The organism is Actinoplanes sp. NPDC051343 (assembly GCF_044455125.1).
GTDB lineage: Bacteria > Actinomycetota > Actinomycetes > Mycobacteriales > Micromonosporaceae > Actinoplanes.
This window is the reverse complement of sequence record NZ_JBITEL010000001.1, coordinates 216,603-242,587: the sequence shown is the minus strand read 5'-3', so window position 1 is coordinate 242,587 and position 25,985 is coordinate 216,603. Positions and strand designations below refer to the sequence as shown.

23 protein-coding genes are annotated in these 25,985 nt (G+C 68.2%); 13 read left to right on the top strand and 10 right to left on the bottom strand.

Annotated elements, in window-relative coordinates; all coding sequences use genetic code 11:
* Positions 1-15 precede the first annotated feature (15 nt).
* On the top strand, positions 16-2,571 hold the full coding sequence (locus ACIA5C_RS01020) for an ABC transporter permease (protein WP_396049907.1): 2,556 nt from the start codon (positions 16-18) through the stop codon (positions 2,569-2,571).
* 331 nt (positions 2,572-2,902) lie between these two features.
* On the opposite strand, the gene ACIA5C_RS01015 is transcribed toward ACIA5C_RS01020, so the two are convergent.
* Complete coding sequence (locus ACIA5C_RS01015; RefSeq protein WP_396049905.1) at positions 2,903-4,024, bottom strand: hypothetical protein; 1,122 nt, start codon at positions 4,022-4,024, stop codon at positions 2,903-2,905.
* Positions 4,025-4,102: 78 nt separating this feature from the next.
* Positions 4,103-4,825: a hypothetical protein gene (locus ACIA5C_RS01010; RefSeq protein WP_396049903.1), complete on the bottom strand. Its 723-nt coding sequence runs from the start codon at positions 4,823-4,825 to the stop codon at positions 4,103-4,105.
* Between the two features lie 731 nt (positions 4,826-5,556).
* Here ACIA5C_RS01010 and ACIA5C_RS01005 point away from each other — a divergent pair.
* Positions 5,557-6,195, top strand: a complete 639-nt coding sequence (locus ACIA5C_RS01005; protein WP_396049901.1) for a DUF4360 domain-containing protein — start codon at positions 5,557-5,559, stop codon at positions 6,193-6,195.
* Between the two features lie 195 nt (positions 6,196-6,390).
* Here the strand turns inward: ACIA5C_RS01005 and ACIA5C_RS01000 are convergent, their stop codons facing one another.
* The 4 genes from ACIA5C_RS01000 to ACIA5C_RS00985 form a co-directional block, all read right to left on the bottom strand.
* Positions 6,391-6,591, bottom strand: coding sequence for a ferredoxin (locus ACIA5C_RS01000; RefSeq protein WP_396049900.1), 201 nt, complete (start codon positions 6,589-6,591; stop codon positions 6,391-6,393).
* On the bottom strand, positions 6,588-7,778 hold the full coding sequence (locus ACIA5C_RS00995; RefSeq protein WP_396049898.1) for a cytochrome P450: 1,191 nt from the start codon (positions 7,776-7,778) through the stop codon (positions 6,588-6,590). Before ACIA5C_RS00995 ends, ACIA5C_RS01000 begins: the two co-directional genes overlap by 4 nt.
* A 110-nt stretch (positions 7,779-7,888) precedes the next feature.
* The gene (locus ACIA5C_RS00990; RefSeq protein WP_396049896.1) at positions 7,889-8,527 is read right to left on the bottom strand and encodes a TetR/AcrR family transcriptional regulator; all 639 of its coding nucleotides are present in this window, start codon (positions 8,525-8,527) and stop codon (positions 7,889-7,891) included.
* A 493-nt stretch (positions 8,528-9,020) separates the two neighbouring features.
* Positions 9,021-9,941 carry an NADP-dependent oxidoreductase gene (locus ACIA5C_RS00985; RefSeq protein WP_396049894.1) on the bottom strand — a complete coding sequence of 307 codons (921 nt, stop codon included), beginning with the start codon at positions 9,939-9,941 and terminating at the stop codon, positions 9,021-9,023.
* A 49-nt stretch (positions 9,942-9,990) separates the two neighbouring features.
* On the opposite strand from ACIA5C_RS00985, the gene ACIA5C_RS00980 reads away from it, so the two are divergent.
* Both ACIA5C_RS00980 and ACIA5C_RS00975 read left to right on the top strand, forming a co-directional pair.
* On the top strand, positions 9,991-10,557 hold the full coding sequence (locus ACIA5C_RS00980; RefSeq protein ID WP_396049892.1) for a TetR/AcrR family transcriptional regulator: 567 nt from the start codon (positions 9,991-9,993) through the stop codon (positions 10,555-10,557).
* Positions 10,558-10,589: 32 nt separating this feature from the next.
* A complete protein-coding gene (locus tag ACIA5C_RS00975) occupies positions 10,590-11,111 on the top strand; it encodes a hypothetical protein (protein ID WP_396049890.1) in 522 nt (173 codons plus the stop codon).
* Positions 11,112-11,124: 13 nt separating this feature from the next.
* Here ACIA5C_RS00975 and ACIA5C_RS00970 read toward each other — a convergent pair whose 3' ends face one another.
* Positions 11,125-11,682 (bottom strand): GAF domain-containing protein, encoded by a 558-nt coding sequence (locus ACIA5C_RS00970; RefSeq protein WP_396049888.1) that lies wholly within the window; start codon positions 11,680-11,682, stop codon positions 11,125-11,127.
* A 382-nt stretch (positions 11,683-12,064) separates the two neighbouring features.
* Here ACIA5C_RS00970 and ACIA5C_RS00965 point away from each other — a divergent pair, with 382 nt between their 5' ends.
* The 6 genes from ACIA5C_RS00965 (at position 12,065) to ACIA5C_RS00940 (ending at position 17,276) form a co-directional block, all read left to right on the top strand.
* Entirely contained in the window at positions 12,065-12,859 is a 795-nt protein-coding gene (locus tag ACIA5C_RS00965; protein ID WP_396049886.1) for an SAM-dependent methyltransferase, read from the top strand.
* A gap of 273 nt (positions 12,860-13,132) precedes the next feature.
* Positions 13,133-14,005: a fructosamine kinase family protein gene (locus tag ACIA5C_RS00960; RefSeq protein WP_396049884.1), complete on the top strand. Its 873-nt coding sequence runs from the start codon at positions 13,133-13,135 to the stop codon at positions 14,003-14,005.
* A 177-nt stretch (positions 14,006-14,182) separates the two neighbouring features.
* Positions 14,183-14,710, top strand: a complete 528-nt coding sequence (locus ACIA5C_RS00955) for a SigE family RNA polymerase sigma factor (protein WP_396049883.1) — start codon at positions 14,183-14,185, stop codon at positions 14,708-14,710.
* Positions 14,711-14,720: 10 nt separating this feature from the next.
* A complete protein-coding gene (locus tag ACIA5C_RS00950; RefSeq protein ID WP_396049881.1) occupies positions 14,721-15,815 on the top strand; it encodes a hypothetical protein in 1,095 nt (364 codons plus the stop codon).
* A 280-nt stretch (positions 15,816-16,095) separates the two neighbouring features.
* Positions 16,096-16,560, top strand: coding sequence for a YdeI/OmpD-associated family protein (locus ACIA5C_RS00945; protein WP_396049879.1), 465 nt, complete (start codon positions 16,096-16,098; stop codon positions 16,558-16,560).
* A gap of 278 nt (positions 16,561-16,838) precedes the next feature.
* Positions 16,839-17,276 (top strand): chemotaxis protein CheW, encoded by a 438-nt coding sequence (locus ACIA5C_RS00940; protein WP_396049877.1) that lies wholly within the window; start codon positions 16,839-16,841, stop codon positions 17,274-17,276.
* A gap of 120 nt (positions 17,277-17,396) precedes the next feature.
* Here the strand turns inward: ACIA5C_RS00940 and ACIA5C_RS00935 are convergent, their stop codons facing one another.
* Positions 17,397-19,559 (bottom strand): discoidin domain-containing protein, encoded by a 2,163-nt coding sequence (locus ACIA5C_RS00935; protein WP_396049875.1) that lies wholly within the window; start codon positions 19,557-19,559, stop codon positions 17,397-17,399.
* A gap of 270 nt (positions 19,560-19,829) precedes the next feature.
* Between ACIA5C_RS00935 and ACIA5C_RS00930 the strand changes: the two genes are divergently transcribed.
* Both ACIA5C_RS00930 and ACIA5C_RS00925 read left to right on the top strand, forming a co-directional pair.
* On the top strand, positions 19,830-20,693 hold the full coding sequence (locus ACIA5C_RS00930) for a DUF1996 domain-containing protein (protein ID WP_396049873.1): 864 nt from the start codon (positions 19,830-19,832) through the stop codon (positions 20,691-20,693).
* 369 nt (positions 20,694-21,062) lie between these two features.
* Entirely contained in the window at positions 21,063-22,994 is a 1,932-nt protein-coding gene (locus ACIA5C_RS00925; protein ID WP_396049872.1) for a PAS domain S-box protein, read from the top strand.
* Between the two features lie 333 nt (positions 22,995-23,327).
* Here the strand turns inward: ACIA5C_RS00925 and ACIA5C_RS00920 are convergent, their stop codons facing one another.
* Positions 23,328-23,831, bottom strand: a complete 504-nt coding sequence (locus ACIA5C_RS00920) for an SRPBCC family protein (RefSeq protein WP_396049871.1) — start codon at positions 23,829-23,831, stop codon at positions 23,328-23,330.
* A gap of 93 nt (positions 23,832-23,924) precedes the next feature.
* Between ACIA5C_RS00920 and ACIA5C_RS00915 the strand changes: the two genes are divergently transcribed.
* Positions 23,925-24,626, top strand: coding sequence for a TetR/AcrR family transcriptional regulator (locus ACIA5C_RS00915; protein ID WP_396049869.1), 702 nt, complete (start codon positions 23,925-23,927; stop codon positions 24,624-24,626).
* A gap of 196 nt (positions 24,627-24,822) precedes the next feature.
* Here ACIA5C_RS00915 and ACIA5C_RS00910 read toward each other — a convergent pair whose 3' ends face one another.
* Positions 24,823-25,944, bottom strand: a complete 1,122-nt coding sequence (locus ACIA5C_RS00910; protein WP_396049867.1) for a helix-turn-helix transcriptional regulator — start codon at positions 25,942-25,944, stop codon at positions 24,823-24,825.
* Positions 25,945-25,985: the final 41 nt, after the last annotated feature.

The window sequence follows — 25,985 nt, the reverse complement described above, 5'->3', positions numbered from 1 at the left end:
CAGGAGCCGACCACCGTGTACCGCGCCGCGTTCCGTAATGTGTGGGCCCACAAGGGCCGCCTGCCGATGACGATGCTGGCCGTGCTCCTCGGCACCGCCTTCGTCGCCGGAACCCTGATCTTCTCCGACTCCATCGAGCAGTCCCTCCAGAACAGCATGTCCGGCAGCCACTCCAGGGTCTCGGTCCAGGTCACCGACACTGCCGCGGACCCGAGCTCCGGAGCCGCCGACGACAGCGGTGCCCGGAGCCCGCTGACCGAGTCCACAGTGCGCAGGATCGCCGCCCTCACGGCAACGCGCTCGGTGCGTGGCACTGTCACTGGCTTCGCCGGGCTCTCAGACCCGCGCGGCAACCTCATCGGCAGCCTCGGCAACACCCAGGGCGCCAACTGGGTACCGTCGGGGAACTCGGGCGACCCGGAGTTCCCTATCGCACAGGGCGCCGGACCGACCGCCGCCGGCATGATCGCCATCGATCGCAGGACCGCGAGCGACAACAACTTCAAGATCGGCGACACCGTACGGGTGGCCGTCAACGGACCCGTGCTGAGGATGACGGTCACGGGCATCTTCAGCACCGACGACCCGCACGTCAGAGCGGGCGGATCGCTCGTCCTGTTCGACACCGCCACCGCTCAGCGCCTCTATCTCCGGACCGGCCGGTACGACAGCATCCAGGTCGTCGCCACGCCCGGCACCAGCCAGGACGAATTACGCAGCGAGGTCCTCAAGGTCGTTCCGGACAGCTCGAACATTACGGTTAGAACCGGAACCCAGCTCGACGCCGACCTATCCGCACAGTCTCGCGGCAACATGTCCGGGATCAGGAACGTGCTGCTCGCCTTCGCCGGGGTCGCCCTGTTCGTCGGCGTCTTCCTGATCTCCAACACCTTCACCATGCTCGTCGCACACCGCACCCGGGAGCTGGCACTGCTGCGCGCCGTCGGCGCGAGCCGCCGCCAGATCACCAACGCGGTGCTCCTGGAAGGACTCGTGGTGGGGGTCAGCGCATCGGTCGCCGGGCTCGTCGTGGGCATCGGAATCGGCGCCGCGCTCCAGGCCTTCATGGGCTCCATGGGCAGTCAGATCTCCACCAGCACGCTGGTCGTCTCGCCCCCTACCGTCCTGGTCACCCTGCTTGCCGGGTTAACCGTCACCGTTCTGGCGGCGCTGCTGCCCGGCCTGCGTGCCTCCCGCGTGGCCCCGCTCGCCGCGATGCGCGACGACGACTCCCCGGCCACCCGCAAGAGCCTCGCCGTTCGCAACAGCATCGGGGGCGCCCTCTCCGGACTCGGTCTGGCACTTGTCCTGTGGGGTGCCGAGCACCGTGGCTCGGTGGGCAACGTGCTGGTCGCCGCGGGGGCGGCGAGCACGCTGATCGGCGTGTTCGTGCTCACCCCCGCGTTGTCCCGGCCGGCGATCGCCCTGATCGGTCCCCTGTACACCCGGCTGTTCGGAATCTCGGGCACCTTGGCCCGACAGAACGCGGTACGCAACCCGCGCCGTACCGCCGCAACCGCCTCGGCACTCACCGTAGGTATCACCTTGATCAGCGCGTTGACGGCCATCGGCGCATCCTTCACCCACGCCATCGACGAGCAGGTAACCCAGAACATGGAAGCCGACTACGCGGTCAGCGCACTGCTCAGCCTGCCGATCGCGCCGGCGCTGCTGCCCGCGATCGCCAGGACCCCGGGCGTGGTCGCATACAGCGCGCTGGACGACCAGCACCTCCGTACGGACGGCCAAGAACTCGCCGTCACCGGCGTCGACCCGACCAGCTTGGACCAACTCCTCGTGCCGAAGATGGTCAGCGGCTCCAGCGCACCTCTCCGGCAGGGCCAGGTCCTGGTGGACGAAGACCACGCGGCAAACCATCACTGGAGCGTCGGCAATACGGTCCCGGTGACCTACCCGGACGGCACCAGCAGCCGGTTGACGGTCGGCGGGGTCTACCGGAACAGCGCAGCCCTCAGCTCCGTGCTGATGAGCGAGTCGGTGCTGAGCCCACACACCACCACACCGTTCTACAGCGCCGTACTGGTCAAAGGAGTCACCGGCGCCACGGTCCGACTTCAGCAGGCACTCAAGGACTCCACCGGCGACAACCCGCTGATCAACGTCCGCACGAAAAACCAGATGCGAGAGCACTTCAGCAGGCAGATCAACCTGATGCTGTACGCCATGGACGCCCTGCTCGCCATGGCCGTGATCATCGCGACCCTGGGCGTCGTCAACACGCTCGCCATGTCGATCCTCGAGCGAAAGCGCGAGATAGGCATGCTGAGAGCGGTCGGCCTTCCCCGCCACGCGGTGAAGCGGATGGTCAGGCTGGAGTCGGTCCTGATCGCGTCCTTCGGCGCCGCGCTGGGCGTCGCCGTCGGCAGCTTCCTGGCCTGGGCATGCGTCCGGCTGCTCAGCAGGGCGATGACCGGACTCACGACCGTCTATCCGCTCGGGCGGTTCGCCGCATACATTGCCGGTGCAGCCCTGGTCGGTCTGCTGGCGGCACTGTGGCCGGCCCGGCAGGCCGCGCAGCTGAACGTCCTGGACAGCATCAAGGCGGACTGACGCCTCACACCGTATGCGGAACTGTCAGAGCGCCGGGCAGCCGCCGGGATGCTTCCTGCCGTTCGTTTGTCTCGGGCCGTTACGGAGGCTTGTGGAAGCGCCTGAACCGTCCCCGTACCTCGCGCCTGCTTTCCTGGCCGTGGCCCAGTACGACGTCCTTCGCGACGAAGGCATCGACTTCGGCCGCCGGCTCACCGAGGCGGGCGTCCCGAACCCAGCTGCACGTGTAGGCCGGAGCTTTCCACGCGTGGGACAGATTCGCCCCCGGAGTGCCCTGACCCGCAGTTTCGAGCGGACCACCTGCACGCCACCACAACCTGACGAGCGGGACTCAGCCGGACCAGCCGAGTCGTTGCACACGTTGCCGCAGCTCACGGATGGAGGCGAGGTCGATATCGATATCGGCCAAGGTCTGCTGCGGCCGCTCGATCTCACCGGCCGAGCGCCGCGACGCATCGGCGATCGCGGACAGCTGGCGGGACTGGCTCGTCACCGCCTCGTTCAGCCCGGTGTGCATCTGCTGCTCGATGGCGCGAATCCCGTCGCGTATCCGCTTGCTGACGGCCATGCGGAACGCGTCGATCAGTGACCTCAGCTCGCCGGCACTCTCGGCGTTGCGTCGGCTGCGCTGCCGCTGCCTCTCCCCGGCCACGGCCGCCCCGCCCAGGCCGAGCGCGCCGGACGCTGAGACAGCTCCGGTCAACCACAGCGGCATCCCGATACCGAGGAATCGAGGAACGACGAGGGATATCATGATCCCGCTGTAGGCGGGCATCAGGACACCGACCAGACGGGTGGCCAACGCCTGGCGTTCGGAGAGGGCCCGTGGGCCGCGGTGGATGTGAGCCACCAGCTCCGCCGGCGGCTCGAGGTCGAGAGTTGCCGGCGGCACCGGCACGCTCAGCTCGACCGAGGAGGCGACCCGGTCGCCGATCTCGCGTGCCGCCAGGCGCAACGCTCGATGCACTGCCTCGGTCTCGGTCGCCAGGCGCTTCCGCAGCCAGCGGTCGAGGTCGTCGCCGGTCAGCCCCTTCGACTCGATCACCACGGTGCCCTCGTCGAGCAGGGCGCGCAACCAGTTGTGGACGGCGAACTCGATGTCCGAAGTGGTTGCCGCCAAGGCATCGCTGAGCACCCGGGGCCATCGGACGGCGCGCTCCTGAAACTGGCGCAAGCGGACCTCGTCGTATCGCGCCTCGTTGGCGATGCGGGCCCGCTGACCGGGGTCGACCAAGACGGCGCGGCGGTTGCGAAGGTCGATCTCCAGCGCTTGCAAGGCTCGTATCGCAGTCTCGGCGACAGGCGCCGCCGGGCGCCCAGCAGCCAATTCCGCGGCGGCCGTGTGCATCCGCCGCACGAGATCGGCTCGCCCGTTGGCCGCGGCTCCCTGCAGCACCAGGTCGACGACCTCCCGCAGATCACCACGGACGATCAGGTCGCTCGCAACGGTCATCGTGGCCTCCGCTATGTAACAGTGCCCGGCGGCGGGCCGGCCGCCGGCGACCGAAGCCGCCGGCGACCGCGCTCGTCGTCAGTGGCAGGCCAGGATCGAGTTGTGGTCAAAGCCGATCAGGCCGCGACCGCCATCGTGGCAGTCGCCGAAGCCGCCGAAGCCACGGTCGTCGTGGCAGTCGCCGAGGCCGCCCCAGCCAGGGTCGTCGAGGCGGCCGCAGTCGCCACCCCAGCCGGGATCGTTGAAGACGCCGTGTTCGCCCCAGCCTCCGCCGTGGTGCTGCTCGTGGTTCCCGCCGAAACGTTCACGGCCGGGGTCGGAACAGTCGTTGCCGCCGTGCGGGTTGCCGTGATGGGCGTTGTGCCACATGGTGAATTCACTTCCTTCGTATCGGGGGGTCGTGATGACCGGGAAGTTGCTTCCCAGTCGTCTACGCCAACGGCCGAACCGGCCCGCGAGTAACTGATTACGTCCGACCAAAAAATGGTGACTAAAGGCTCGGTGTCTCTGACGTAAGATCACCATTAGTCTTTGGTCCGGGTGAGTGAAAGTGGCCGCATCAGCGCTTGCGGACAGGGTCGAACGGTGGATGGCCGAACATTGATTGTTGTAGGCTACGGCGCAATTCGTCCGAAAGTTTGAGTAGTCCCTCGGCCGGTCGCTTCGTTTGATGCCACGGCGGTCACCCGACACCTCGCTCGTCGTTGCAGGAGACGTCGCGCCGGGAGTGTTGGGCTTGGGGATGATCGGTTCGGTGCCGCGCTCGAGGCAGGCCTGGCGGAAGGCCTCGCTGCTTGGCATGCGGCCACCTGATTATCCCTGCTCTGCGTTCGGTGGACCTGCCCGCGCAACGCACCGGCCCCGCGGTTCACGCCGCGCGGCCATTGGACACCACTGGGCCCAAGACGCCAGCCGGTCCCGTCAGGCCATCTCGAGCTCCCCCAGTCCGGGTCATCCCAGCTGTCGTGGTATTCGCCGAGCCGGCCGACACGCTCGCAGCCGATCCGGGTCCGGAAAGTAGCCGACAACATCGCTGTCGTCGTCATTCTCATGGCTGCCCATCTGGATTCAGGCGCCGTGCGCGGCCGGCTGGGTCGTGGCGGTGGCGGCGTGGGCGGGTCCTGCGCCGATCGCCAAAGCGGCGCCGAGCCCGAGGCCGCTCATAGCGAGCAAACGAGTAATGCAGTTCATTTTCCCTCCGATGGACAACGTCAGTTCTTCGGTGGCATAACGCTGCGACCGATCCGACCACAGCCCGCCGGCCGAGCGGATGTTCAGATGGCCGTACTAAATGCACCGACCTTTTCTCGGATTCCTCTTCGTAAAATGTGATCGGCCGAACGGTCAGCTATCGGGTCGGCCGAACGGCCTGAAGGCCGCCGTTTGTCACCCGTCCGGGATCATCTACTCGAAAACGCTTATGGCGCATTAAAGCCGCAAAACGTACATTACGGACAGTGGAGCGGTTCGGTCTTCGTTCCGCCCACCGGCATCGTCACCACAGCACCCTTGATAGAGAAGGAACAACCAGCATGCTGAAGGCACTGGCCACCGGAGCCACCCTGCTCGCCTCACTCGCCACCACCGGTGCGGCCGCACACGCCGGACCCGCGTCGACTCACCCGAGCGATGACATGGCCATCACGGTGGCCGCCGCGAACGGCTCGGGCTGCCCGATGGGCAGCGCCGACGTGACCGTGTCGCCGGACAACAAGGCGTTCACCGTCACCTACAGTCAGTTCACCGCCCAGACCGGCGCAGGCACCAAGCCGACCGACTTCCGCAAGAACTGCCAGCTCGCCCTGAACGTGCACGTCCCGCAGGGCTACACGTTCGCCATCGCTGGTGCCGACTACCGCGGCTACGCGCGCCTCGAGCGCGGCGCATCCGGGTCGGAGAGCGCGAACTACTACTTCCAGGGTGAGCCCCAGTCGACCCGGATCCGGCACGACTTCACCGGCCCGGCGGACTCCGACTGGCAGCGCACCGACACGGTCGGCATCCAGTCGCTGTCGTTCCTGCCCTGCGGCGAGGACCGCTACCTCAACGTCAACACCGAACTACGGGTCAACCGCGGCTGGTCCAACCCGAAGAGCACGAGCTTCCTGACCATGGATTCCACTGACGGGAGCATCGACACCGTCTACCACGTCGCCTGGAAGAAGTGCTGACATAAAGTGGCCGCGCCGGCCCGGGCACCCTGATCCCGGGCCGCCGGCACCGTCTCCACTACAAGGCGAGGACGCCCGCGAAATACTACGATCTATCGCGCGTATGCCCGGCTGGAACTGTCCGAGAGCCGAGCTGGAAGGACATCAACTCTGGCACCGCGTTCCTGTACGCGTGGCCGCGCGCCGTGCCGGCGGTTACTCCGTCAGGGTCAAGGCCCTACTCGGGCAGATCTCGATGGCGACCCGGGCCCGCTTCAAGGCCTCGTCGTCCGCCGGGGTGTCCTGGAGGACGACGACCGTGCCGTCCTCATCGCTCTGATCGAACGCTTCGGGGTCGGTCAGGACGCACTGGCCCGCTCCGACGCAGCGGTCGAGGTCCGCCACGATCTTGGTCATGCCGGCTCGTCCCATGTCACGGGTACCTCGTGGATGCCGTAGATGAAGGCGTCGTCCTTGTAGGGCAGCCGGTCGGCGGGTTTGGCCAGGCGCAGCGTCGGAATCCGGCGGAAGAGGGTGTCGAAGACGACCTGCAGCTCCATGCGGGCCAGGTTCTGGCCGAGGCACTGGTGGATGCCGAAGCCGAAGGCGACGTGGTTACGGGCACCCCGGTCGAGCTTGATCTCTTCCGCCTCGTCGAAGGCCGACGGGTCGTGGTTGGCCGCGTTGCTCAGTGCCAGGACGGGGTCGCCGGCCCGGATGGTCACGTCGCCGATCTGGACGTCCTCGATGGCGACGCGGGAGTTGGCGAACTCGGCGATCGTGTAGACCCGCAGCAACTCCTCGATCGCGGGGAGCGTACGCGTCGGGTCCTCGCGCAGCGCCGCCAGTTCCGCCGGGCGCTCCAGTAGCGTCACCACGCCGAGCGAGATCATGTTGGCGGTGGTCTCGTGCCCGGCGATCAGCAGCAGGAAGGCCAGCGACAGGACGTCCTCGGGGTCGTTGCCCTGGGTGAGCTGACGGCCCAGCAGGTCGTCGGTCGGGTCGGCGGCCTTCTCGGCGATCAGGTCCCTGAGATAGTCGCGCAGCTCCGTGACCGCCTGCCGCCGGCCCTCGGCGGTGACGGCGCGGCTCAGCAGGGCCGAACTGCGGGCCTGAAAGAACTCGTGGTCCCGGTACGGCACGCCGAGCTGCTCGCAGATGACCAGGCTCGGCACCGGCAGGGAGAGGGACCGTACGAGATCTGCGGGGCGCGGCCCGGCCAGCATCGCGTCGATGTGCTCGTCGACGATTTGCTGGATGCGCGGGCGCAGGGCCGCCATGCGGCGCACGGTGAATTCGCCGACCACGGCCTTGCGGGCGGGACCGTGCTCGGGCGGGTCCAGCTGGATGATCGATCGGCGCATGAGGTCGAAGGCGGGTCGCTCGCGGGTGAACCGGGGGAAGTTCGGATGCTGGCGGTCGGAGCTGAACCGCGGGTCGGTGAGCATGGCGCGGATGTGCTCGAGCCGGCTCAGCGCCCAGGCGACCTGACCACTGGGCAGGGTGACCTGGGAGATCCCGGAATCGGTGTCCCGGATGCGGGTGTGCTCGTCCGCGGGCGCGTACGGGCAGCGGCGGGTGGTCTGCAGGGCGGGGGCGGTCACCGAGGAACCTCCATCGGTCGCGGTCGAATCAAAGCGGAATAAAATCCTCCGCTTGTTCGCCCAGAATAGCTCTGAATCCGGACATTCGTCCAGAGTCGACAGTCTGGTCGTCAGGAATCCAGGTGGAGGTCGGCCACGCTGATCGGCGCGCCGGGAAGCGTGCTCTGCCCGCCGGAGTGCAGGCCATCCAGGATGAGGGTCAAACAGCGCCGCATCAGCAGGTCGGACATCTCCGCGGACCGGCTCGGTGGAGGTTTGAGCAGGAACGACACCACCGCGAACACGTCACCCGCGCCGACGTCGGACCGCATCGAGCCTTCGGCCTGGGCTCGCTCGACCAGGTGCTCGACCACGTCTATCACCGCGGCGCGGGTCTGCCGGAAGTCGGGTGCCTCCTTGAAGGCCTGCCGCGTGTGCTCGTCCATCATGGATACGTGCGTGCTGAACCGCAGGCCGACGGCCCGGCGGACGATCCGCGCAAGGGCGTCCCATGCGGTCCGCTCCTCGCCGATCGCGGCGTGGGCGTCGGCCAGGATCGCCGAGAGGCTCTCCAGGGCGACGGCGCGCAGCAATGACCCCCGGTCGGGGAAGCGGCGGTAGAGCGTGCCGACGCCGACCCCGGCCCGCCGGGCGATCTCGTCCATCGGCGCGCCCGGGCCGATCTCGGCGAACACGACCCGGGCCACGGCCACGATGTGGTCGCGGTTGCGCTGAGCGTCGGCCCGCAGCCGTGTTGTTTCGGCCTTCATCGAATCCTCCCGCGTTCCCGGCAGGCTATCCGGGCGCGGTCTGGCCGGCCACCGGCTGCCGGTCCGGATTCAGCGGCGTCCGGCCAGATCCGTGCCCACCTCGCCCCCGTCGACAACAGCGTGCCGATCCGATAGCGCCCGGCATCGGAATCGTCCTCTCGATGCCGTTCGCAGCGATCCTCACTGTTCTGTTCGAACAGGTGAACCTCCCACTGCTCCGAATGACGTCGGCCATCGCCGGGCCCCAGCATGGAGGGTCGGTGCGGGCGCTGGGCGCCCTCAGAAGCTCCTGTGACGTTCGGTCATGTCTGGCGTTGTTGCGAGCGCATGTCAGCAGCCACCTCGTGTCAGCGAGGAGATGGTCACGTTGCCGTCGTTCGTTGATCAACTCGTGCGACTCACCACAGTATTCAACCGGTTCCTTCGGCTGTCCGGGCCGACAGTGCAGCCGGCGGCGTTCACCGACCATGCCCGCGGACACGACGCAGGGGCCTCAGGGGAGTAGAACGATCTTGCCTCGGGCGTGGCCGGTCTCGCTGAGCTCGTGGGCGGCCGCCGCGTCCGCGAACGGGAACGCCCCGGCGACCGGGATCCGCAACCGGCCCTCGCCTGCGAGGCGAACGGCTGCCTCCAGCCCGTGGAACGCCATCGGGTCGGGATCGCCGAACGGGCTTCCGGGCGGCGCCCCGTGTGACAGGTGCACGCCGTGTGCCGGGGCGCCGAAGTCGGCGATCGTGACCACCTTCGCCGGGGAGCCCGCGATGGCGATCAGCTCGGACAACGCGCCCCCGGCGCAGTCGAACACCGAGTCCACTTCGTACGCCGCGACGCGTTCCGCAAGGCCCGGCCCGTAAGTCACCGGGATCGCTCCGAGCGTGCGCAGGAATTCGTGGTTGTTCTCGCCGGCCGTACCGATGACGGTGTCGCCGCGCGCGACGGCGAGCTGGACCGCGACCGTGCCCACGGCCCCGGCCGCGCCGTTGATGAGCAGGACGCCGGGGGCCAGCCGGTCCAGGACCCGGGTGGAGGTCTCGACGCTGCTGGCGGCGCCGCCTGCCTCGGCCCAGCTCCACTGTGCAGGCTTGGGCGCCCAGTGGGCCAGGACCGCGTGCTCGGCCTGGGTCGCGCGCAGCGTGACGGTGCTGACGCCGAACACCTCGTCGCCGATCTCGACCCCGGCGACGCCCGCGCCGATTTCGTCGACCACGCCCGCCGCGTCGAAGCCGAGTATGACGGGGAACGTCGCCTTGACGGCGCTGGTCAGGGCCCCGGATCGGATCTTGGTTTCGGCGGGTGTGACGCCGGCGGCCCGGACAGCGACGCGGATCTGGCCCGGCCCGGGGTGCGGCGCCGGCACCTCGGCGACGTGCAGGACGCCGGCGGGGCCGTATTCGGTGAAGACGACAGCTCTCATGCGCCGGACGCTAGCGGCACGCCCCGTCCGTTTAGCTAAAGTGAGAGCCGTGACTGCCCAAGTGCCTCACCTGCGCGCGGACGCCGCGGACAACCGGGAGCGGATCCTCGAGGCGACCCGCGAGCTTTTCGCGGCCGAGGGCCTCGACGTGCCGATGCGGGCGATCGCGCGCCGTGCGGGCGTCGGGCCCGCCACCCTCTACCGCCGCTTTCCGACGAAGGAGGCCCTGGTCACCGAGGCCTTCGCGGAGCAGATGGGCCGCTGCGGCAGCATCGTCGCGGAGGGCCTCGCCATGGCCGACCCGTGGGAGGCCTTTCGCCACGTGGTTGAGCAGGTGTGCGACCTGCACGCCCGCGACCGCGGCTTCACCATGGCTGTCATGGCCACCTACCCGAAGGCGGTCGACTTCGGCGCCGCCCGCGAGTGGTCCGTGCGCGCGCTCGGCGAGATGCTGCGCCGCGCCAAGGAGGCCGGCCGCCTGAGCCAGGACATCACCATCGACGACGTGCTTCTGCTGATCATGGCCCATCGCGGTATCCGCCGCCTGACGGAAGCCGCGACGATCGCCGCCTCCCGCCGCTTCGCCGACCTGTTCTTGCGCAGCGTCCAGGCCTGATCTTCACCCTGACCGACACCGACGGCCGCGGGGTGGACCACATCACCGAACGCGGAATCGTGGTCGACGGGCTCGAGTACGAGGTCGATCTGATCAGCTACTCCACCGGGCTCGACTCCAACGCCTACAGGTACGAAGCGGGCGGGTACCAGCGGGTCGGACGGGGCGGGGTGTCCCTGGCGGGGCGCAGGCCGCCATCTCGATCAACATCCCGCACGTCACCTCTCGTCAGACCGGAGCACGTCGCGGCGCTGATCGCACGTTTCCTGCGGGCCGGTGTCACCGTCGCCGAGGCGCGTGGATCGCGACATCCGTATCACCGCGGCCATGAGTTCCTGACCATCGTGGTTGACCACGACACCGGAAACATGGTCTCGGTCGGCAAAGAGCGCGTGCGCGTTGGTCAGCTAGGCGAGGTCGCGTTGATGGCCTGCACCGTCGAGCAGGGTCGAGCACGTCCTTCCGGACGCCGGCGGCTTCCTGCTCAAGCACCGTGCCGGTACGGCACTGCAGTGCACGCGGACTGGGATGCGGCAGCTTGTGACCGCGGATGAGCTGCGTATTTACTCAATTGACCGTTTCTCGCATGCGCTGCTCGGCCACGGCGCTGCGTATCACCAGCAGGCGTAGTTCGAGCTCGTCGGACACTGTCGCGGCCAGATGCTCCAGAGCGGTCAGCTGTCGTTGGGTCGCCTCGCGTGGCCGGTTGTCGATCACGTTGACCGTGCCGAGCCGGTAGCCGTCGTAGGTCCGGATCGGCGCTGCCGCGTAGAACCGCAGGCCGAGCGGGCCGCGGACGAGGGGGTGCTCGTAGGTCCGCGGGTCGGTGGCCGCGTCGTTGACTACATAGACGCCGTCGTGGGCGACGGCGGAAGCACACAGGCCCGGCTCCGGGCCGACCTCGCGGACGTCCGGCAGGCCATAGGCAGCGGCGAGCCAGACGCGATGCTGCTCGACCAGCGAGACCGTCGCGATCGGAGTGTCGAAAAGGGCGGCGGCGACGAACGCGATCTGTTCGTACGTGTCCTCGACCGGCTCATCCACCAGTTGGTAGCGGCGTACCGCGTCGAGCCGCGCCTGTTCCGCCGGGCCGTCTAGATATTCGTAGGTACCGCTGCATCTCATGAGATCTCTCCCAACGTAAATGATCAATTCGGGTCACGTTGAGCGCAGTGAGCGTGCATGGCGGCCGGTTGTGGCGACGCCAGGGCACTTCGCAGTGATACCGCCTTCACACCGGAAACGTCGCACAATTTGTCCGACTGAGAGCGCCGCCGGCGGCGCTCGTTGCCGGGCTGTCTGCCGGCGCGCTGTCATGCCGCGAACCGCTCGTAGACCCGGTCTTCCGCGTACCACCAACAGTGCGGTCACGGGTGGTCGATCGGGGGACCGCCCCAGCCCTGCCGCGGCAGATCGGTCACACCGGACCCCGGAATCAGTGTCGGCCGGCACCCGGAGTTCTGCATCGATGCTTGCGCAGTCGGTGCGGTTGCCGTACAACGTGCGCATGGCGCCCACGGATGACGAGATCTCCGCTCAGCTTCGGCCCGACCTGCCGCACGCGGCACGCATCTGGAACTACTGGATGGGAGGCAAGGACAACTTCGCCGCTGACCGGGCCGCTGGGGACGCGGTCGCCATGGTCTACCCGGAGATCGTCCTGATGGCGAAGGAGTCCCGCCGGTTCCTCATCCGGGCGGTGCGCTACCTGGCCGCCGAGGCCGGCATCAGGCAGTTCCTCGACATCGGAACCGGACTGCCGACCATGCAGAACACCCACGAGGTTGCCCAGGCGGTCGCGCCCGAGGCGCAGGTCGTCTATGTGGACAACGACCCGCTGGTGCTCGTTCACGCCCGCGCCCTGATGGCGCAGGCGGCCGGCAATGGACGCACCACGCATGTGGACGCCGACTACCACAGTCCGGGGTTGATCCTCGCAGAGGCCGCGAAGGTGCTCGACTTCTCCAAGCCGATCGCGGTGATGTTCATGGGCGTCATGGGCTATGAGCCGGATCTGAAGGTGGTGGCGTCCATCGTGGACGCGGTGGTGGAGGCGGTCCCGGCGGGTAGCTACCTGGTGCTGTGGGACGGCACGAACACCACCCCGGCCGTGGTGGAGGGCGCCGAGCGGCTGGCCCGCAGCGGCGGCGTGCCATACATCTTGCGCAGCCCGGAGGAGATCGGCAGCCTGTTCAACGGGCTGGACATGGTGGAGCCAGGCCTGGTGCAGATCACAGACTGGCGCCCGGACGGTGACGCCGAGTGGCTGGACGCGTACGGCGCGGTGGCGCGGAAGCCCTGACCGTACGGAGTGTGGATGCACTCGCCGCAACGTCGGACACGGAGGACGCTATAAGCCCTCCCACCCGCGTTTCTCGGTGTTTTCCTCCCATATGTCGCTGATCGGCGCCCTATCACCGCTGACCTGCGGCGGTCCCAAGGCGTTCCAGCCGTTGAAGCCCAAAGGCGGCGTAGCGGCCGGAGCCGAGTTGCCTGCTGAAGGGGGCCAATGTGTGCAGGCGTATGCCGGTCGCGTGGTCACCCGTCGACAAGGAGTACGTGATTGGATCTGTTCATGGGTGATATTGATTTACTCATCCGGCGCTTGCGGGACGTCGGTTTCGCTGTCGCCTCGGTCACGCCGACGACCGGAGGCATGGTGGCGGTTTCGGGTCTGGCTGGGTTGGAGGACGGCCGGACGATCTTCGCCAAGACCATGCCGGGGTCCGGCTCCGACCTCTTTCCGATCGAGGCCGAGGGGCTGCGGGCCCTTACCGAACTGGGTGGCGCGTCGACTCCGGAGGTCCTGCTGAGCTCGCCGGACCTGCTGGTTCTTGAGGCGATGCGTCCCCGGGGACCGGACGCGGATTTCTGGGAGGCCGCCGGACGGATGCTTGCCGAAGTTCACGTGACCGCGGTCGGGGAGAGGTTCGGCTGGCATCACGACGGCTGGCTCGGCCGGCTGCGTCAGGAGAACACCTGGACCGAGGACGGTCATGAGTTCTTCGCCCGGCATCGCATTTTGCGCTGGCTGGCCGAGCCATTGGTGGAGGCGGCGTTCGACGGCGCGGAACGGGCCGCGCTGGAGCGGTTGTGCGCGGCGCTGCCGGAGATCGTGCCGGTCTGTCCGCCGGTGCTGAATCACGGTGATCTGTGGACCGGGAACCTCGTGGCGACCGCGTCCGGTGGGCCGACGTTCATCGATCCGGCCGTCTCCTATACGTGGGCGGAGTCCGACCTGTCCATGGTGTGGTCGGCGAACCGGCCGCCGGTCTCGGAGCGGTTCTTCGCCGCCTACGGCGAGATCGCTCCCCTGGTGGACGGCTGGCAGCAGCGGATGCCGGTTTTTCATCTGCGCGAGGTACTCAGCGTCATCGCGCACGGCGACGACGACTGGGGCGCTGCGGCCGCGGTGCGCAAGGTGATCGCGCCGTTCGGCCGCCGATGATCGAAGGGGATGGATTGCGGGGCGGCACCGTCGACGGCCGGCCGGCGGCCTGACTGTCGTGACGGACAGCGGAGCGGTCAGTGTTGGTAGTGGCGGCCCCGGCTGGTCTCCAGCAGGCTCGGCAGTGATTTCGGCGACCAGTGCAACGTTGTGGTACCAACGGCCCGTTTTAACGCCGTGAGAGCCGACGAGGAAGAAGCCTTCCGGGAGTTCGTCGCCGCGCAGCTGCTCCCGCTGCGGAAGCTGGCGTACGTGACCTGCGGGGACTGGCACCTGGCCGAGGACGCGGTCGCGACCGCCCTCGCCAAGCTGTACCCGCGATGGCGCCGGCTGGACCGGCCCGATCTGTACGCCAAGACGATGGTCTACCGAGCCGCGATCGACGAACGGCGGCGCCCGTGGCGGCGGGAACGGTCAGCGAGCGACGCCATGCCCGACGTGACGCTTCGCGACCCCGCGCCGCTCAGCGACGAGCGCCTACGCGTGCGGGCGGCGCTGCTGGAGGTGCCGCCACGGCAACGGGCGGCCCTGGTGCTGCGGTACTACCTCGGCCTGACACAAGAGGAGACGGCGACGGTGCTGGGCTGCAGCACCGGCACAGCCAAGAGCCAGGTGTCGCGCGGACTCGGCAAGCTGCGCGACCTGCTGACCGCCGAACAGATCGAGCTGAGCGACGTGGAGGTGTGGAACAGTGCGCATGCATGAGGTGGTGAACATGGCGACCGACGACGGGCCGCCCCTGGGAATGAGCGTCGACGACATCGTGGCCTCCGGGCGGCGGGTGCAGCGGCGCCGCCGGACCGCCCTTGCGGCGGGCCTGGCGATCGCGGCCGTGGCGGCGGTGGCGGTGACGACGACCGCCCTGGTGACGGCGGGACCCCGTACAGGAAAAGAGGCGGCGAGGGTGGCCGCGTCGAGTAGCCCCGCCGTCACCAAAGCGGCGGCCGGCCCGCTGCTGGCGGACCCGCTCGAGTTCACCTTTTCCGGGTACTCAGTGGGGCCGGTGCACGTGCAGAATCCGATTGTGGCGGGCAACGCCTACCAGATCGCCGCGGTGACCGTCGACGGGACGACCGACAGCCGCCACCCGGGGAAGGTGTCCGACCGGGGCGACGTGAAGCCGAGGCTGGACGCGACGCTCACGCTCTACCGGCCGGGCGCCTACGCCGTGCAGCGGCTGGCGGGCGCCACCTCGACCACGGTGTCCGGACACCGGGCGCTGAAGGTGGAACATCACGAGAGCTTCGGCCCTTGGCTCAGGACGCTGGCGTGGGAGTACGCGCCGAACGCCTGGGCGGTGCTCGACAGCGACGCTGACCGGGCCGATCTGCCGACGATGCAGCAGCTTGAGGCAACGGCCGCCGCGCTGAACGGGGCCGCGGCCCGGCCGGTCACGGTGCCGTTCAGGTTGAGCTACGTCCCGCCAGGATACGAGGTGTTCGCCGTCGGTGACCACATGACCGGCAGCCTCGACGCCGTCGGTGGCCCGAGCGTCACCCAGTACAGCGGTCTCTTCTTCGCCAAGAGCGGGCTTCGCAAGACGGGGTTGGGGGGGCCGTACGACAACATGATGCCGGGCGCGTTCGAGATCATGATCTCGGCGAACACCCCTGACGCGCCCGGCACCAACGGCTGCGATTCGGGGCCCTGCACCCGGCTCGCCGACGGCGGCAAAGTGATCGTCGAGGTGGCGGGCAACGCCGGCAGTCTCTCGCAGGGCGAGACGATGAAGGTACTCAACGGGATCAGGCTGACCGACGTACAGGACACCGGCACCTGGGTCGACATCCGCACGGCACTGACTCGATAAACCTCGAGCCGGCCCGACCCGAGCCGTGCGTCCCGTGGCCGTCACGCCACGCGACGCACGGCTCACGGCCGGCCCGTGCGGCACGTCAGGCGGCTCGACGGCGGCCGAATCGGAAGTCGGCCGGGCGCCGCATGGTTCGGGGCGTACGAAAGAATCTGGACAGCGGTGCTGCACCCTGCCGGCCCGTCGGGCGCGTTCCGACCGGTGCGGCGACGAGTGACGGCGAAGGCGACTGCGCATACCGGCTGCACGACCACGGATGATGGCAGGATCGCTGGCTATGGAGTCCCAACGTTTCGTCGTCACGATTACCGCCGGGCCAGGCGGCAAATTGCTGGTGGCCGTTCCGTTCGACCCCGACGCGGTCTGGGGCGTCAAACGGCGCCACCACGTTGCCGGTACCGTCAACGGCGCCCGGGTGCGGGCAGTCCTGGAACCAGCCGGCGACGGCTTCGGGTTCACCCTCGGCCCGAAGTCACCGAACGCCTGTGGAGTCGCGGTTGGTACCGAGGTCACGGTAGAGATCGCGCCAGAAGGCCCGCAACGCGCCGACCTCGCCGCCGACGTCGCCGCGGCCTTGTCCGCCGACCCGGACGCCGGGGCGTTCTTCGACTCGCTCGCGCAGTTCTACCGCCGGGCCTACCTACGCTGGATCGATGCCACAAAACGCCGGCCTGAACAGCGCGCCGAACGCATCGCTGAAATGGTGGAACTGCTTAAATCCGGGGCCAAGGCACGCCCCTAATACTGTGATCGGGTACCGGCCGAGCGGAGAAGCGGCCAGTCGGAGATGGTCGAGGCCGGGCTCACTGTCATGCCGCGATCCGCGCGCGACTCAGCTTGCCGATCACGCCGTCGGTGGCCGCACGGGGCGTGCGTGCGTTTCCGCCGGGTTACGGCCTTGATGTGAACAAAAGATGAGCCGCGATCCGGGATTGCCTTGAGTTGAGGGGTGGCGAACCGAATACAGCAGCTGGTAAGCCGCGGCGAAGCCTGGCGGCCAGCAGACCCCTGGAGATATCCATGCCCAGCCGTCAGTTCGTGACGTTCGACGTAGCGAACCATTTCTTCGGGGTCCCCGTGGAAATCGTGCAGGAAGTCCTGCTCAACGAGACGTACACGCCGATGCCGCTCGCCCCGGACGCGTGCGGCGGACTGTTCAACCTGCGCGGCGAGGTCATCGGGACGGTGGACATGCAGGTCCGGTTTGGGCTGCCACCAAGGTCGATGTCGAGTGCGATCATCAACGTGGTCGTGCTGGCCGGCGGTGAACCGGTGAGTCTCCTGGTGGACCGGATCGGACTGGTCGCCGACCTGGACGATGCAGCGTTCGAGCCGCCACCGGACACGCTCACCGGGCCGACCCGGGCGATGATCGTCGGGTCATACCAGACCGAGGATCGGCTGTTGCTGGTGCTCGATGTCGATGAGTGTGTCAACACCGCCCGCGCCGCAGTCTGAACGAGCCGGCGGGACCGCCCGAACAACGACCTCGGCGCGACCCGCTGAGCAAGCGCGTCGAGCACTCGGGTCGGATGCCCGGCGGTGTGACCCGCCGGGCACGGCGTTACCGGCATGCGGTCAGGGGTAACTGATCAGGGTGTGCGGGGTGACCGCGGACGGCAGGGCCGCGTCGCCCGTGTCGTTGATGACGTGGGTGATCGAGCCCTTGCCGAGGGACACGGTCAGCAGGTCGTGAAACTTGACGTTCGCGTTCACCGGCGCCTCGAAAGAGTGGTATGCCGCGATCGAGGGGTCGGCCGTGAAGACGCAGTAGCTGCCTAGGCCCCAGGCCTCGTGGCTGGTCACGCTACTGCCGACCTTGTACGCCGCGTAGCCCGTGATGCCGTCGTGCGACCACGCGGCCGCGCTGGGTGGGTCGTACGGCAGCTCGTTCTGGAAGAAGATGGTCTTGCCGCCGTTGCCGTTCCAGACCACGTTGTACTTCTGGAAGTGCTCGACGAACAGGCCGTACGCGTTGACGTTCGTTCCGTTGACGAGCAGGCCGGTGTCGGCGGGGTTGCTGGTCCAGCCGGCCCCGCTGCCGTGGTCGGCCCGCCAGGACCAGATGTGGTCGATGATGGTGTCGTTGCTGTTGACCACGAGCGCGTTGGTGACGGCGGCCGGACCGGCACCGCCGACGCGCAGGAAGACGTCCTGCAACGAGGTCGGGTCGGTGGCGTGGCTCGCGCTCGCGCCGGCCGGACCGACTTGCAGCAGCGCCGCCGAGCGGGTGGCGCCGGCGTCGAAGAGCAGCCCGGCAACCTTGACCCCGTTGACATCGGCGATGCTCATCGCCGTCGCACCGTTGTCGGCGGTCAGCGTCGCGTAGCCCAGGCCGAGCACCACGGTGTCGGCGCGGGTCACGTTGATCGTCTGGCTGACGTGGTAGACGCCGGGCGTGAACAGCAGGTTCAGCCCGCCGGCCAGGGCGGCGTTGATCGTCGCCGCGGAGTCGCCGGGGTGCGCGACGTAGAACTGGCTGAGCGGCAGTGATGTGCCCGAGGTGTTGCCGCCGGCCCAGGTGGTGCCGGTGCTGTTGGTGCGCAGCGACGGGACGAAAACCCGGTAGGCGCCGGCCGAGTCGGTGTAGAGGTACGGCTTCTCCCGGGTCACCGGAGTGCGCGGGACCACGGTGTACGGCGGCTTGGGGAAGCTGTTCGCCGGTGCGCCGTTCACACCGGAGAAGACCATGTTCCACACTCCGCCGTTCCAGCCGCCCACCTGGCTGTCCCGGGTGTACCACTGCTGCTGCGAGCAGGGGCTGACCGTACCGCTGATCCGGCTGTCGGCGATGTAGCCGCCGCTGGCCCACCCGCAGTTGGGAGAGGCGAGTGTCATCCCGCCGTGCACGTCCATCCGGCGGAACGGGGCTGCCTGGGCGACCGCCCACCGGTCGGTGCCGGACACCGGGAAGAGTTCCATGTTCTCCGCCGAGCGCCAGAAGTTGAGGGTGGCGTTTCCCCCGTTCCAGCCGGCGTCGACGGTGATGTCGCCGTGCAGGGACACATCGTCGGGGTTCTGGCCGAGTCCGGCGATCGAGGTGTAGAAGCCGAGCTGGGCGTTGAGGTTCTGGTACGAGCCGGGTTTGAACAACAGCGCATACCGCTGGGTGCCGAACTGATTCTTCTCTTGGGTGGCGAAGACCTGATCCAGCCGGGACTGGATGTTCGCCGACGACATCGACGGGTCGAAGACGATCACGTTCGGGCCAAGATCACCGCCGCCGCCCGGCGGCGGTGTGGTGGTGCCGGAGCCGCTGTGCACGGCGAATTCGTAGAGCGAGTAGCCGTACGTCGTGGCGCGCGTGGTGCCGTACATCCGGATGAACCGGCCGGAGCCGGTGACCGGGATGGTCTGGGTGCCGCCGCTGCCGGTGGTGGTCGAGTAGATCGTCGTCCAGTCGCCGGTGCCGGTCGGCGACACCTGGATCTGGAAGGCCTTGGCGTACGACGTCTGCCAGTTCAGGTCCACTTGGCAGACGCCGGTGGTGGTGCCGAGGTCGACCTGCAGCCACTGCGGGTCGCTGGACCCGCTGGACCAGCGGGTGGACGCGTCACCGTCGACGGCGTTGGCGGCCGACAGCCGGCCGGCCTCGACCGACGACGTGGTTGCCGGTCGCTGCAGGGCCACGTTGGTGGTGCCGCACTCGGCGGCCTGGGCGCCCGAGGGGGTGGCGACCGCGGTGACGGCCGATGCGGCTAGCACCGTCAGGACCGCGAGGGCCCGAGCTGTGCCTTTCAAGGGAATCTCCAGATGGGGTCGGTGCGGCACCGCCGGTGGCCGGCCGGCGGCACCACCGGAGCGGGAACGTGCGCCAGTGGCGATGCCCGGACGGTAAGCGCGGCACGACGACCGCGGCAATCGTTTGCCAACTTTTTGCCAGACTTATCAGAAATGATCTATTAACATGTTGGCAAACTTTGGCAAACGATTGCTGTGATTCTTGACGGGCTGTTAGCGTCCGATCTCATCATCGGCGGTGCTCAATATCTATCCCCGAGGAGATCGCTCATGAGCATCAGATCAATCCTGCCCAAGTTTCGATTCGCCACCGTTGTCGCGGTGTGTTTATTCGTCGTGCTGGGCGGAATGGGTACGGCCCGCGCGGCCGACGATCCGCCGCACGCCCAATATCACGAGATGCACGCCAACTGCGAGGTGAACCATCGCTTGAGCGACGACCCGATCGTCTTCCCCGGTCTGGCCGGTGCGTCGCACAACCACACCTTCATCGGCAACCCGGCTACCAACGCCAACTCCACCCCCGCGTCGCTCGTCGGCGGGGCCACCTCCTGCGAGGACCCGCTGGACGCGTCCGGCTACTGGTTCCCCACGCTGCTGAGCAACGGCGTGCCCGTCATCCCCGACGCCCCTACCGTGTACTACAAGTCCGGAGTCAAGGACTACCGCACCGTCCAGCCGTTCCCGGCCGGCTTCAAGCTGCTGGTCGGCGACGTGCACACGCCCGACGCCGCGCATTTCCTGGGCAACTGGCAGTGCCCGGGATACAAGGGCAACGACATCCCGTCGTCCTGCCCGGGCGGCTCCTCACTGGTCGTCCGGCTGACCGCGCCGAGCTGCTGGGACGGCGTGCACCTGGACACAACCGACCACAAGTCGCACATGGCCTGGCCGGTGAGCGGAGTCTGCCCGGCCGACCATCCGGTGCCGTTGCCAATGCTCGAGATAAAGCTGCCCTACCCGCTGAACAATGGCAACACCGGCGGCCTGGCATATTCCTCCGGCGCCAGCTATTCATTCCACTACGACTTCATGAACGGCTGGGACCCGGCTCGGCAGGCACACCTGGTGTCGTATTGCATCAATGGTGGACGCCAGTGCAACGGATTCGGCGAGGACCCGAAGAATCCCTGATCGTCCGGGCGCATCTCACCGCGTGCCTGGAGCCGGCCGCACAGCCGGCTCCAGGCGAAGTGTCGGCGCAATGTCGTCTCCCGCCGACTTGGCGTGCGGGCCGCCGTTGCGGCCGGCGGCGGGATGTCAACGGCAGGCGGTGATCAGGGCCGCCCGCGTACCAAAACCGAAGGTGGCCCGAAGCCGGCGCCGACGGCAAAGCCATCACGGTCACCGTCGTACCCGACACCCGGTCCGCACGCTTCGGTAACAACCCCACCCGCCCGCAGCGGCGCATCGGCCGAAGATTAACGGGCTCAGTTCGTCCGGACAGTGTCCGATGGGAACGAAGTGCCGGACCAGATGTTTCTCTTGGCCAACCTGGTAATCATGGCCGCGTACGGGGCGATCACGGTGGCGATCGTCGTGCCGGTCGCCCGGGCGGGCCAGCTGCGCACGAACAAGTTGGCCACCGCCACCGCGTTGATCTTCTTTAGTTGCGCGGTCGGACATGGGCTGCACGCGGTCATGGCATATCGGACCATCCTTGAGAACGCCGCCCTGCAGCAGATGCATCAGATGTCATCACTGACCTGGATGTGGCCGTCGGCCGTGTGGGACCTGTTCACCGCGACCGTGGGCGTCTACTACTGGAGTCTGCGGCGCGGGTACGGCGTCCTGCTCGGCAAAGGCGCCATCTACGTCGACCCCTGGGGCCAACACCGGCTCGACGAAGCCGATGCTCGCGAACAAGCCGCCCGTGACGTGGCCGAGGCGCAGCGGGCGACGCTGGCCACGGTGGTGGAACGCATCGACGACGCGATCGTCGGTATGACCCCCGAAGGCGTCATCACCGCCTGGAACGGCGGTGCGGAACGACTGTTCGGCTACACCGCCGCCGAGGTCCTCGGGCAATCTCCCACCATGCTCACCGACTACACGAACACCGGCCAGCAGACCGACGTGCTCGCCCGGATCCGGCACGGCGAACCCGGGCTGCAGTACGAGACGCAACGGCTACGCAAGGACGGAACGCCGGTCGACGTGTCGGTGAGTATCACCTCGATCAAGGATCCGGCCGGCACCGTCATCGGCGTCTCCGCCGTCGCACGGGACATCACCGCCGCCACCGAGGCCGCCGAGCAGCAGCGCGCCATAATCGAACGCACCCACCAAGCCCAGCGCATGGAGAGTCTCGGCAAACTGGCCGGTGGCGTCGCGCACGACTTCAACAACATCCTGGCGATCATCGCGAACTACACCGACTTCGCCATCGAAGAGACCGCTGACAAACCCGACGTGCAGGCTGATCTCACCCATGTGCGCAGCGCCGTGCAGCGGGCCACCAACCTCACCCGGCAGCTGCTGACATTCACCCGCGGCGACACCGTCCAGCTACAGGACGTCGACCTGAACGCCTCGCTTGCCGAGGTGCAGGCGATGCTCCAGCGGACCATCGGTGAGCACATCGACCTGATGACCGTGCCATCCCGGCACCCGCTGACCGTGCACGCCGACCCCGGCCAGATCCAACAGATTCTGCTCAACCTCGCCATCAACGCCCGCGACGCGATGCCCGAGGGCGGCGCCCTGGTCCTGGAAGCCAACGCCGCCAACCTGGACGGCGAAGAACTCAACATGCAACCGCCGCTACCCGCCGGCACCTACGCCCGGCTGCTGGTCAGCGACACCGGGCAAGGCATGCCGCCAGACGTCGTGACCCGCGTCCTGGAGCCCTTCTACACCACCAAAGCCCGGGGCCAAGGCACCGGACTCGGGCTAGCGACCGTGTACGGCATAGTCACCGAGGCCGGTGGCAGCATCAACATCTACTCCGAGGTCCGCGTCGGTACCACGTTCCGGATCTATCTACCTCTGGTCACCGCAGCGCCGGAGGTACCGGCAGCGTCACCGACCACCACCGCCCCACCACCCGGGGACGGCCTCACCGTACTGGTCGCGGAAGACGAACCCGCTCTGGTACGGGTAATCGCCCGCATCCTCACCAATGGCGGGTACCACGTCCTGACCGCCGGCAACGGCCCACAAGCCCTCGCCCTGGCACAACAGCACCACTGCGACCTGCTGCTCACCGACGTGATCATGCCCGAGATGTCAGGCCCGCGCCTCGCCGAACTCCTGCACACGCGAAATCCGGACCTGCCAGTGCTCTACATGTCCGGCTACAGCAACGGCCTTCTCGGCACCACGCACATCCTCGACGAGGACATCGCCTTCATCGAGAAACCCTTCACCGCCGATGATCTGCTGCGCAAACTCGCGACAACCTGGAACCACAGCCCGCAGCCCGCGCCCCGATAGGGCGGCGTGGCGCCCGAGTGAACCAGGCCACCCGGGCACCGTCACGCCTCCGCGGCACTCACCGCTACACCCGAGCCGGGACCTGCGTGGGGCGCGAGGTGACGATCGATGACTCCGGTGCCAAGCCGCCATCTCTGTTTCTGAAAACGCTGCCGCTTCTCCGGCGCACGATGGGGTTCCATGGCGCCGTTGTCACTGCGGAGCGGGGGCCTCTTCCGCCAGGGTCGTGGTCGGGTAGCTTGCTGTGACGGGCGCCGGCCCAGGATGCTTTGGTCGTGGCCACGTGGATGTGCGCGAAGCCGCGGTGTGCCGCGGCTTCGCGCATCAGGGTGCCTAGGCGGGCTCGGTCGTCGCCTGGTGCTCGGGCTGGGTCGTGGCGGCGTCGGCCAGCCGGCGCAGGCTCGTGGTCATGTTCTGGTGTAGGTCGCCGCGCAGGTCGCGGACCCCGAGCACGACACGCAGGATGACGTGCAGGGCGAGGGGAACCGGGCGCAGGACCTGGTAGCCGTGTTCGACGATGGTGCCGGTGCCGGACGGAGTGAAGCGGTAGAACCAGCGGATCGTGCCGCCGCCGGGTTCGGCGCGGGTGAACGCGAACTCTCTGCCTTGCTCGGTGGTCTGTACGACGGGCTTGTTGGACCAGGTGAACCAGCGCTTCTTGTTGCGAGCGAGGAACCGTGCCCCAACGGTGGCCTCGGTGTTGCCGTCCAGCCAGGTGCAGGAGATGACTTCCGGGCTCCACAGCGGAGTGCGGGGAACGTCGGACACCAGGTCGTAGAGCGACTCTGCAGTGGCGTCGACGTGTAGGCGGACCTCGTCGCGATCCAGGCGGTTCATGATGGCCTCCTTCGGGCCAGAAACGATGCCGCCCACGATATCCGATTACCTATAGACTTTTCAATAGGCTATTGGTAGATCTAGAATGCATCCATGCCATCGCCGCTCGACCTCCCCGCGGCGCAATCCGCGCCGAACACGCCCCGGGAACGACGCCGGGCGCAAACCCGCGACGAGATCCTGAACGCCGCGCTGGCGGTCATGACCGAGCAGGGCGTCGCGGCCCTCAACCTGACCGAGGTCGCGCGTCGCGTGGGTCTACGCCAGCCTTCGCTGTACCAGTACTTCGACTCCCGCACCGCGGTGTACGACGCCCTGTTCGAACGCGGCATGCGTGCCCACCACGACCTCCTCGCGGACGCCATCGGCGCCGCCGACACGGGCTGGCCGGCAGCGTGCGCCGCCGCCTGGGCCAGCGTGCGGTTCGCCATGGACCACCCGGCGCTCGTGCAGCTCCTGTTCGCCGGGGCGGTGCCGGGATTCGTACCCTCCGAACAGGCATATGCGCCTAGCCTGCGCACCTACGAACTGACCCGCAACGCGATCGCCAGTGCCGTGCGGCATCACCACCTGCACCCCGCCGCCGCGTCCGAGCGCGGTGTGGCTCTGTTCGTCGCGCTCATCGCCGGAGTCTCCGTGCAGCAGCAGGCCAACGATCCAGATGCCGACCTCGAAGAAGGCCGCTACGTCGCCCTGTTGGACCCCGCCCTGGACATGTACGTCGGCTACTTTGCCCCGAGCCGCCCAACAGCCTGGACACCATGGCCCGAAACGGGCGCCCGGACGGCACGCTGATCTTCGAACAGCCTTGTACGACCGCGACGTCGCGCTGCCCACTACCGCCATCCGCCCAGGACTGCTCACCCAAGCGCTACTTCCAAGCGCTGCTCGGACTCCCCGCCGCCTCAAGCAAACGGCCGTCAAGGCAACTTCGCTGAGACAGGGCGAGGCAACCGCGACAGCGGGGCAACTTGAGCGTCGGCCGTCTCGATCAGCAGGTGCGCCCTGCCGGCGGAACTGTGAGTGGCGTGGCGCGCTGGTCGAAGAACAGGCGGGCGATCAGGTCGCCGCGGGAGCCGGTGCCGGTCTTGGCGAAGATGGACTTCAGATGGTCCTGGACGGTGTAGGTCGACATCCGAAGCTGGTTGGCGATCTGTCTGGTCGACAGGCCTTGGGCGACACATTCGGTGACCCGTCGCTCCTGCGGGGTGAGGCCGTATGCGTCAGCCAGTAGTGGCGCCATCTCCGCCGGGCGAGCCGCTTCGAGCAGCACCGCGACTGGCGCCGTCGTGCCCTCACCCAGTAGGGATGCCCGGACTATCACCCAGCGCCCTGTGCTGGTGCGTACGCGCGCTGTGGCTGGTCTGGCGATCGATTCGCCCGTTTGTCCTTGCGCCCGGCCGCCGATGGCACGGGCCTGCCGGGCGACCGCACGGATCACCAGGGGGAGCGTCGTGCCTGGTCTGGTGCCGGTACCAAGTTCGTCGATCCACAATTCGGCCACCTGATTGGCGAGGTCGACGCCGTCGTCGGGATCCAGGACGAGCATTCCGGTGTCGTGGCGGTCGGCGACCGCGTCGTCGAGGAGCAGCGACCGGCGCAGCCCGTCCGAGATCAGACCGGCCAGCGATGTGACGAGTCCTACCTCGGTGGGCGAGAAGTATGGCCGGCCCTTCTCGCGGAACAGGGTGAGCGCCCCCCAGGTGCCGGTGCTGCTGGACAGCACGATCCGGAGTTCGTCGGAGTTGCCTGCGGGGCGTCGTACCTCTCGGTGACGCCGGCTGAGGTCGAGGTCGCCCGCTGTGGCGTCGCTGAGGCTCGCCGCGGCTCGGCCCGCGCGGGCCATGTCGACCCACTTGGTGTAGTCGGGTTCGCGTAACTCGATCTCGACGAGCCGGCTGATCGCGCCCGCGGGCATCCCGTTCTCGACGAACTCCGCGGTGGGCAGCATGGTGGCCGGGTCCATCGTCATCAGGCAGGAGCCCTCCGACGGCACTGCGCCGCTCAGCGCGTCGCTCAACGCGCGCCAGTAGCCCTCCACGCCGAGCCCACGGTGGACCAGCCGCGAGATGGCGTCACGGAGCGGGTCGTGCAACGGCTGGGCAGTGGCCATGCCTCAACCTAGCCGACCCCCAGAAATCTGGGGCTGGCCGC

Excerpts from the sequence above, each read along its gene's own strand:
- ACIA5C_RS00920 (WP_396049871.1), bottom strand. The coding sequence starts at position 23,831 with ATGAACCGCCTGGATCGCGACGAGGTCCGCCTACACGTCGACGCCACT.
- ACIA5C_RS00940 (WP_396049877.1), top strand. The coding sequence starts at position 16,839 with ATGCCCAGCCGTCAGTTCGTGACGTTCGACGTAGCGAACCATTTCTTC.
- ACIA5C_RS01010 (WP_396049903.1), bottom strand. The coding sequence starts at position 4,825 with ATGCCAAGCAGCGAGGCCTTCCGCCAGGCCTGCCTCGAGCGCGGCACC.
- ACIA5C_RS00930 (WP_396049873.1), top strand. The coding sequence starts at position 19,830 with ATGAGCATCAGATCAATCCTGCCCAAGTTTCGATTCGCCACCGTTGTC.
- ACIA5C_RS00950 (WP_396049881.1), top strand. The coding sequence starts at position 14,721 with ATGGCGACCGACGACGGGCCGCCCCTGGGAATGAGCGTCGACGACATC.
- ACIA5C_RS01000 (WP_396049900.1), bottom strand. The coding sequence starts at position 6,591 with ATGACCAAGATCGTGGCGGACCTCGACCGCTGCGTCGGAGCGGGCCAG.
- ACIA5C_RS00985 (WP_396049894.1), bottom strand. The coding sequence starts at position 9,941 with ATGAGAGCTGTCGTCTTCACCGAATACGGCCCCGCCGGCGTCCTGCAC.
- ACIA5C_RS00910 (WP_396049867.1), bottom strand. The coding sequence starts at position 25,944 with ATGGCCACTGCCCAGCCGTTGCACGACCCGCTCCGTGACGCCATCTCG.
- ACIA5C_RS00970 (WP_396049888.1), bottom strand. The coding sequence starts at position 11,682 with ATGAGATGCAGCGGTACCTACGAATATCTAGACGGCCCGGCGGAACAG.
- ACIA5C_RS00960 (WP_396049884.1), top strand. The coding sequence starts at position 13,133 with ATGGGTGATATTGATTTACTCATCCGGCGCTTGCGGGACGTCGGTTTC.
- ACIA5C_RS01005 (WP_396049901.1), top strand. The coding sequence starts at position 5,557 with ATGCTGAAGGCACTGGCCACCGGAGCCACCCTGCTCGCCTCACTCGCC.
- ACIA5C_RS01015 (WP_396049905.1), bottom strand. The coding sequence starts at position 4,024 with ATGACCGTTGCGAGCGACCTGATCGTCCGTGGTGATCTGCGGGAGGTC.
- ACIA5C_RS00965 (WP_396049886.1), top strand. The coding sequence starts at position 12,065 with ATGGCGCCCACGGATGACGAGATCTCCGCTCAGCTTCGGCCCGACCTG.
- ACIA5C_RS00945 (WP_396049879.1), top strand. The coding sequence starts at position 16,096 with ATGGAGTCCCAACGTTTCGTCGTCACGATTACCGCCGGGCCAGGCGGC.
- ACIA5C_RS00990 (WP_396049896.1), bottom strand. The coding sequence starts at position 8,527 with ATGAAGGCCGAAACAACACGGCTGCGGGCCGACGCTCAGCGCAACCGC.
- ACIA5C_RS00925 (WP_396049872.1), top strand. The coding sequence starts at position 21,063 with ATGGCCGCGTACGGGGCGATCACGGTGGCGATCGTCGTGCCGGTCGCC.
- ACIA5C_RS00915 (WP_396049869.1), top strand. The coding sequence starts at position 23,925 with ATGCCATCGCCGCTCGACCTCCCCGCGGCGCAATCCGCGCCGAACACG.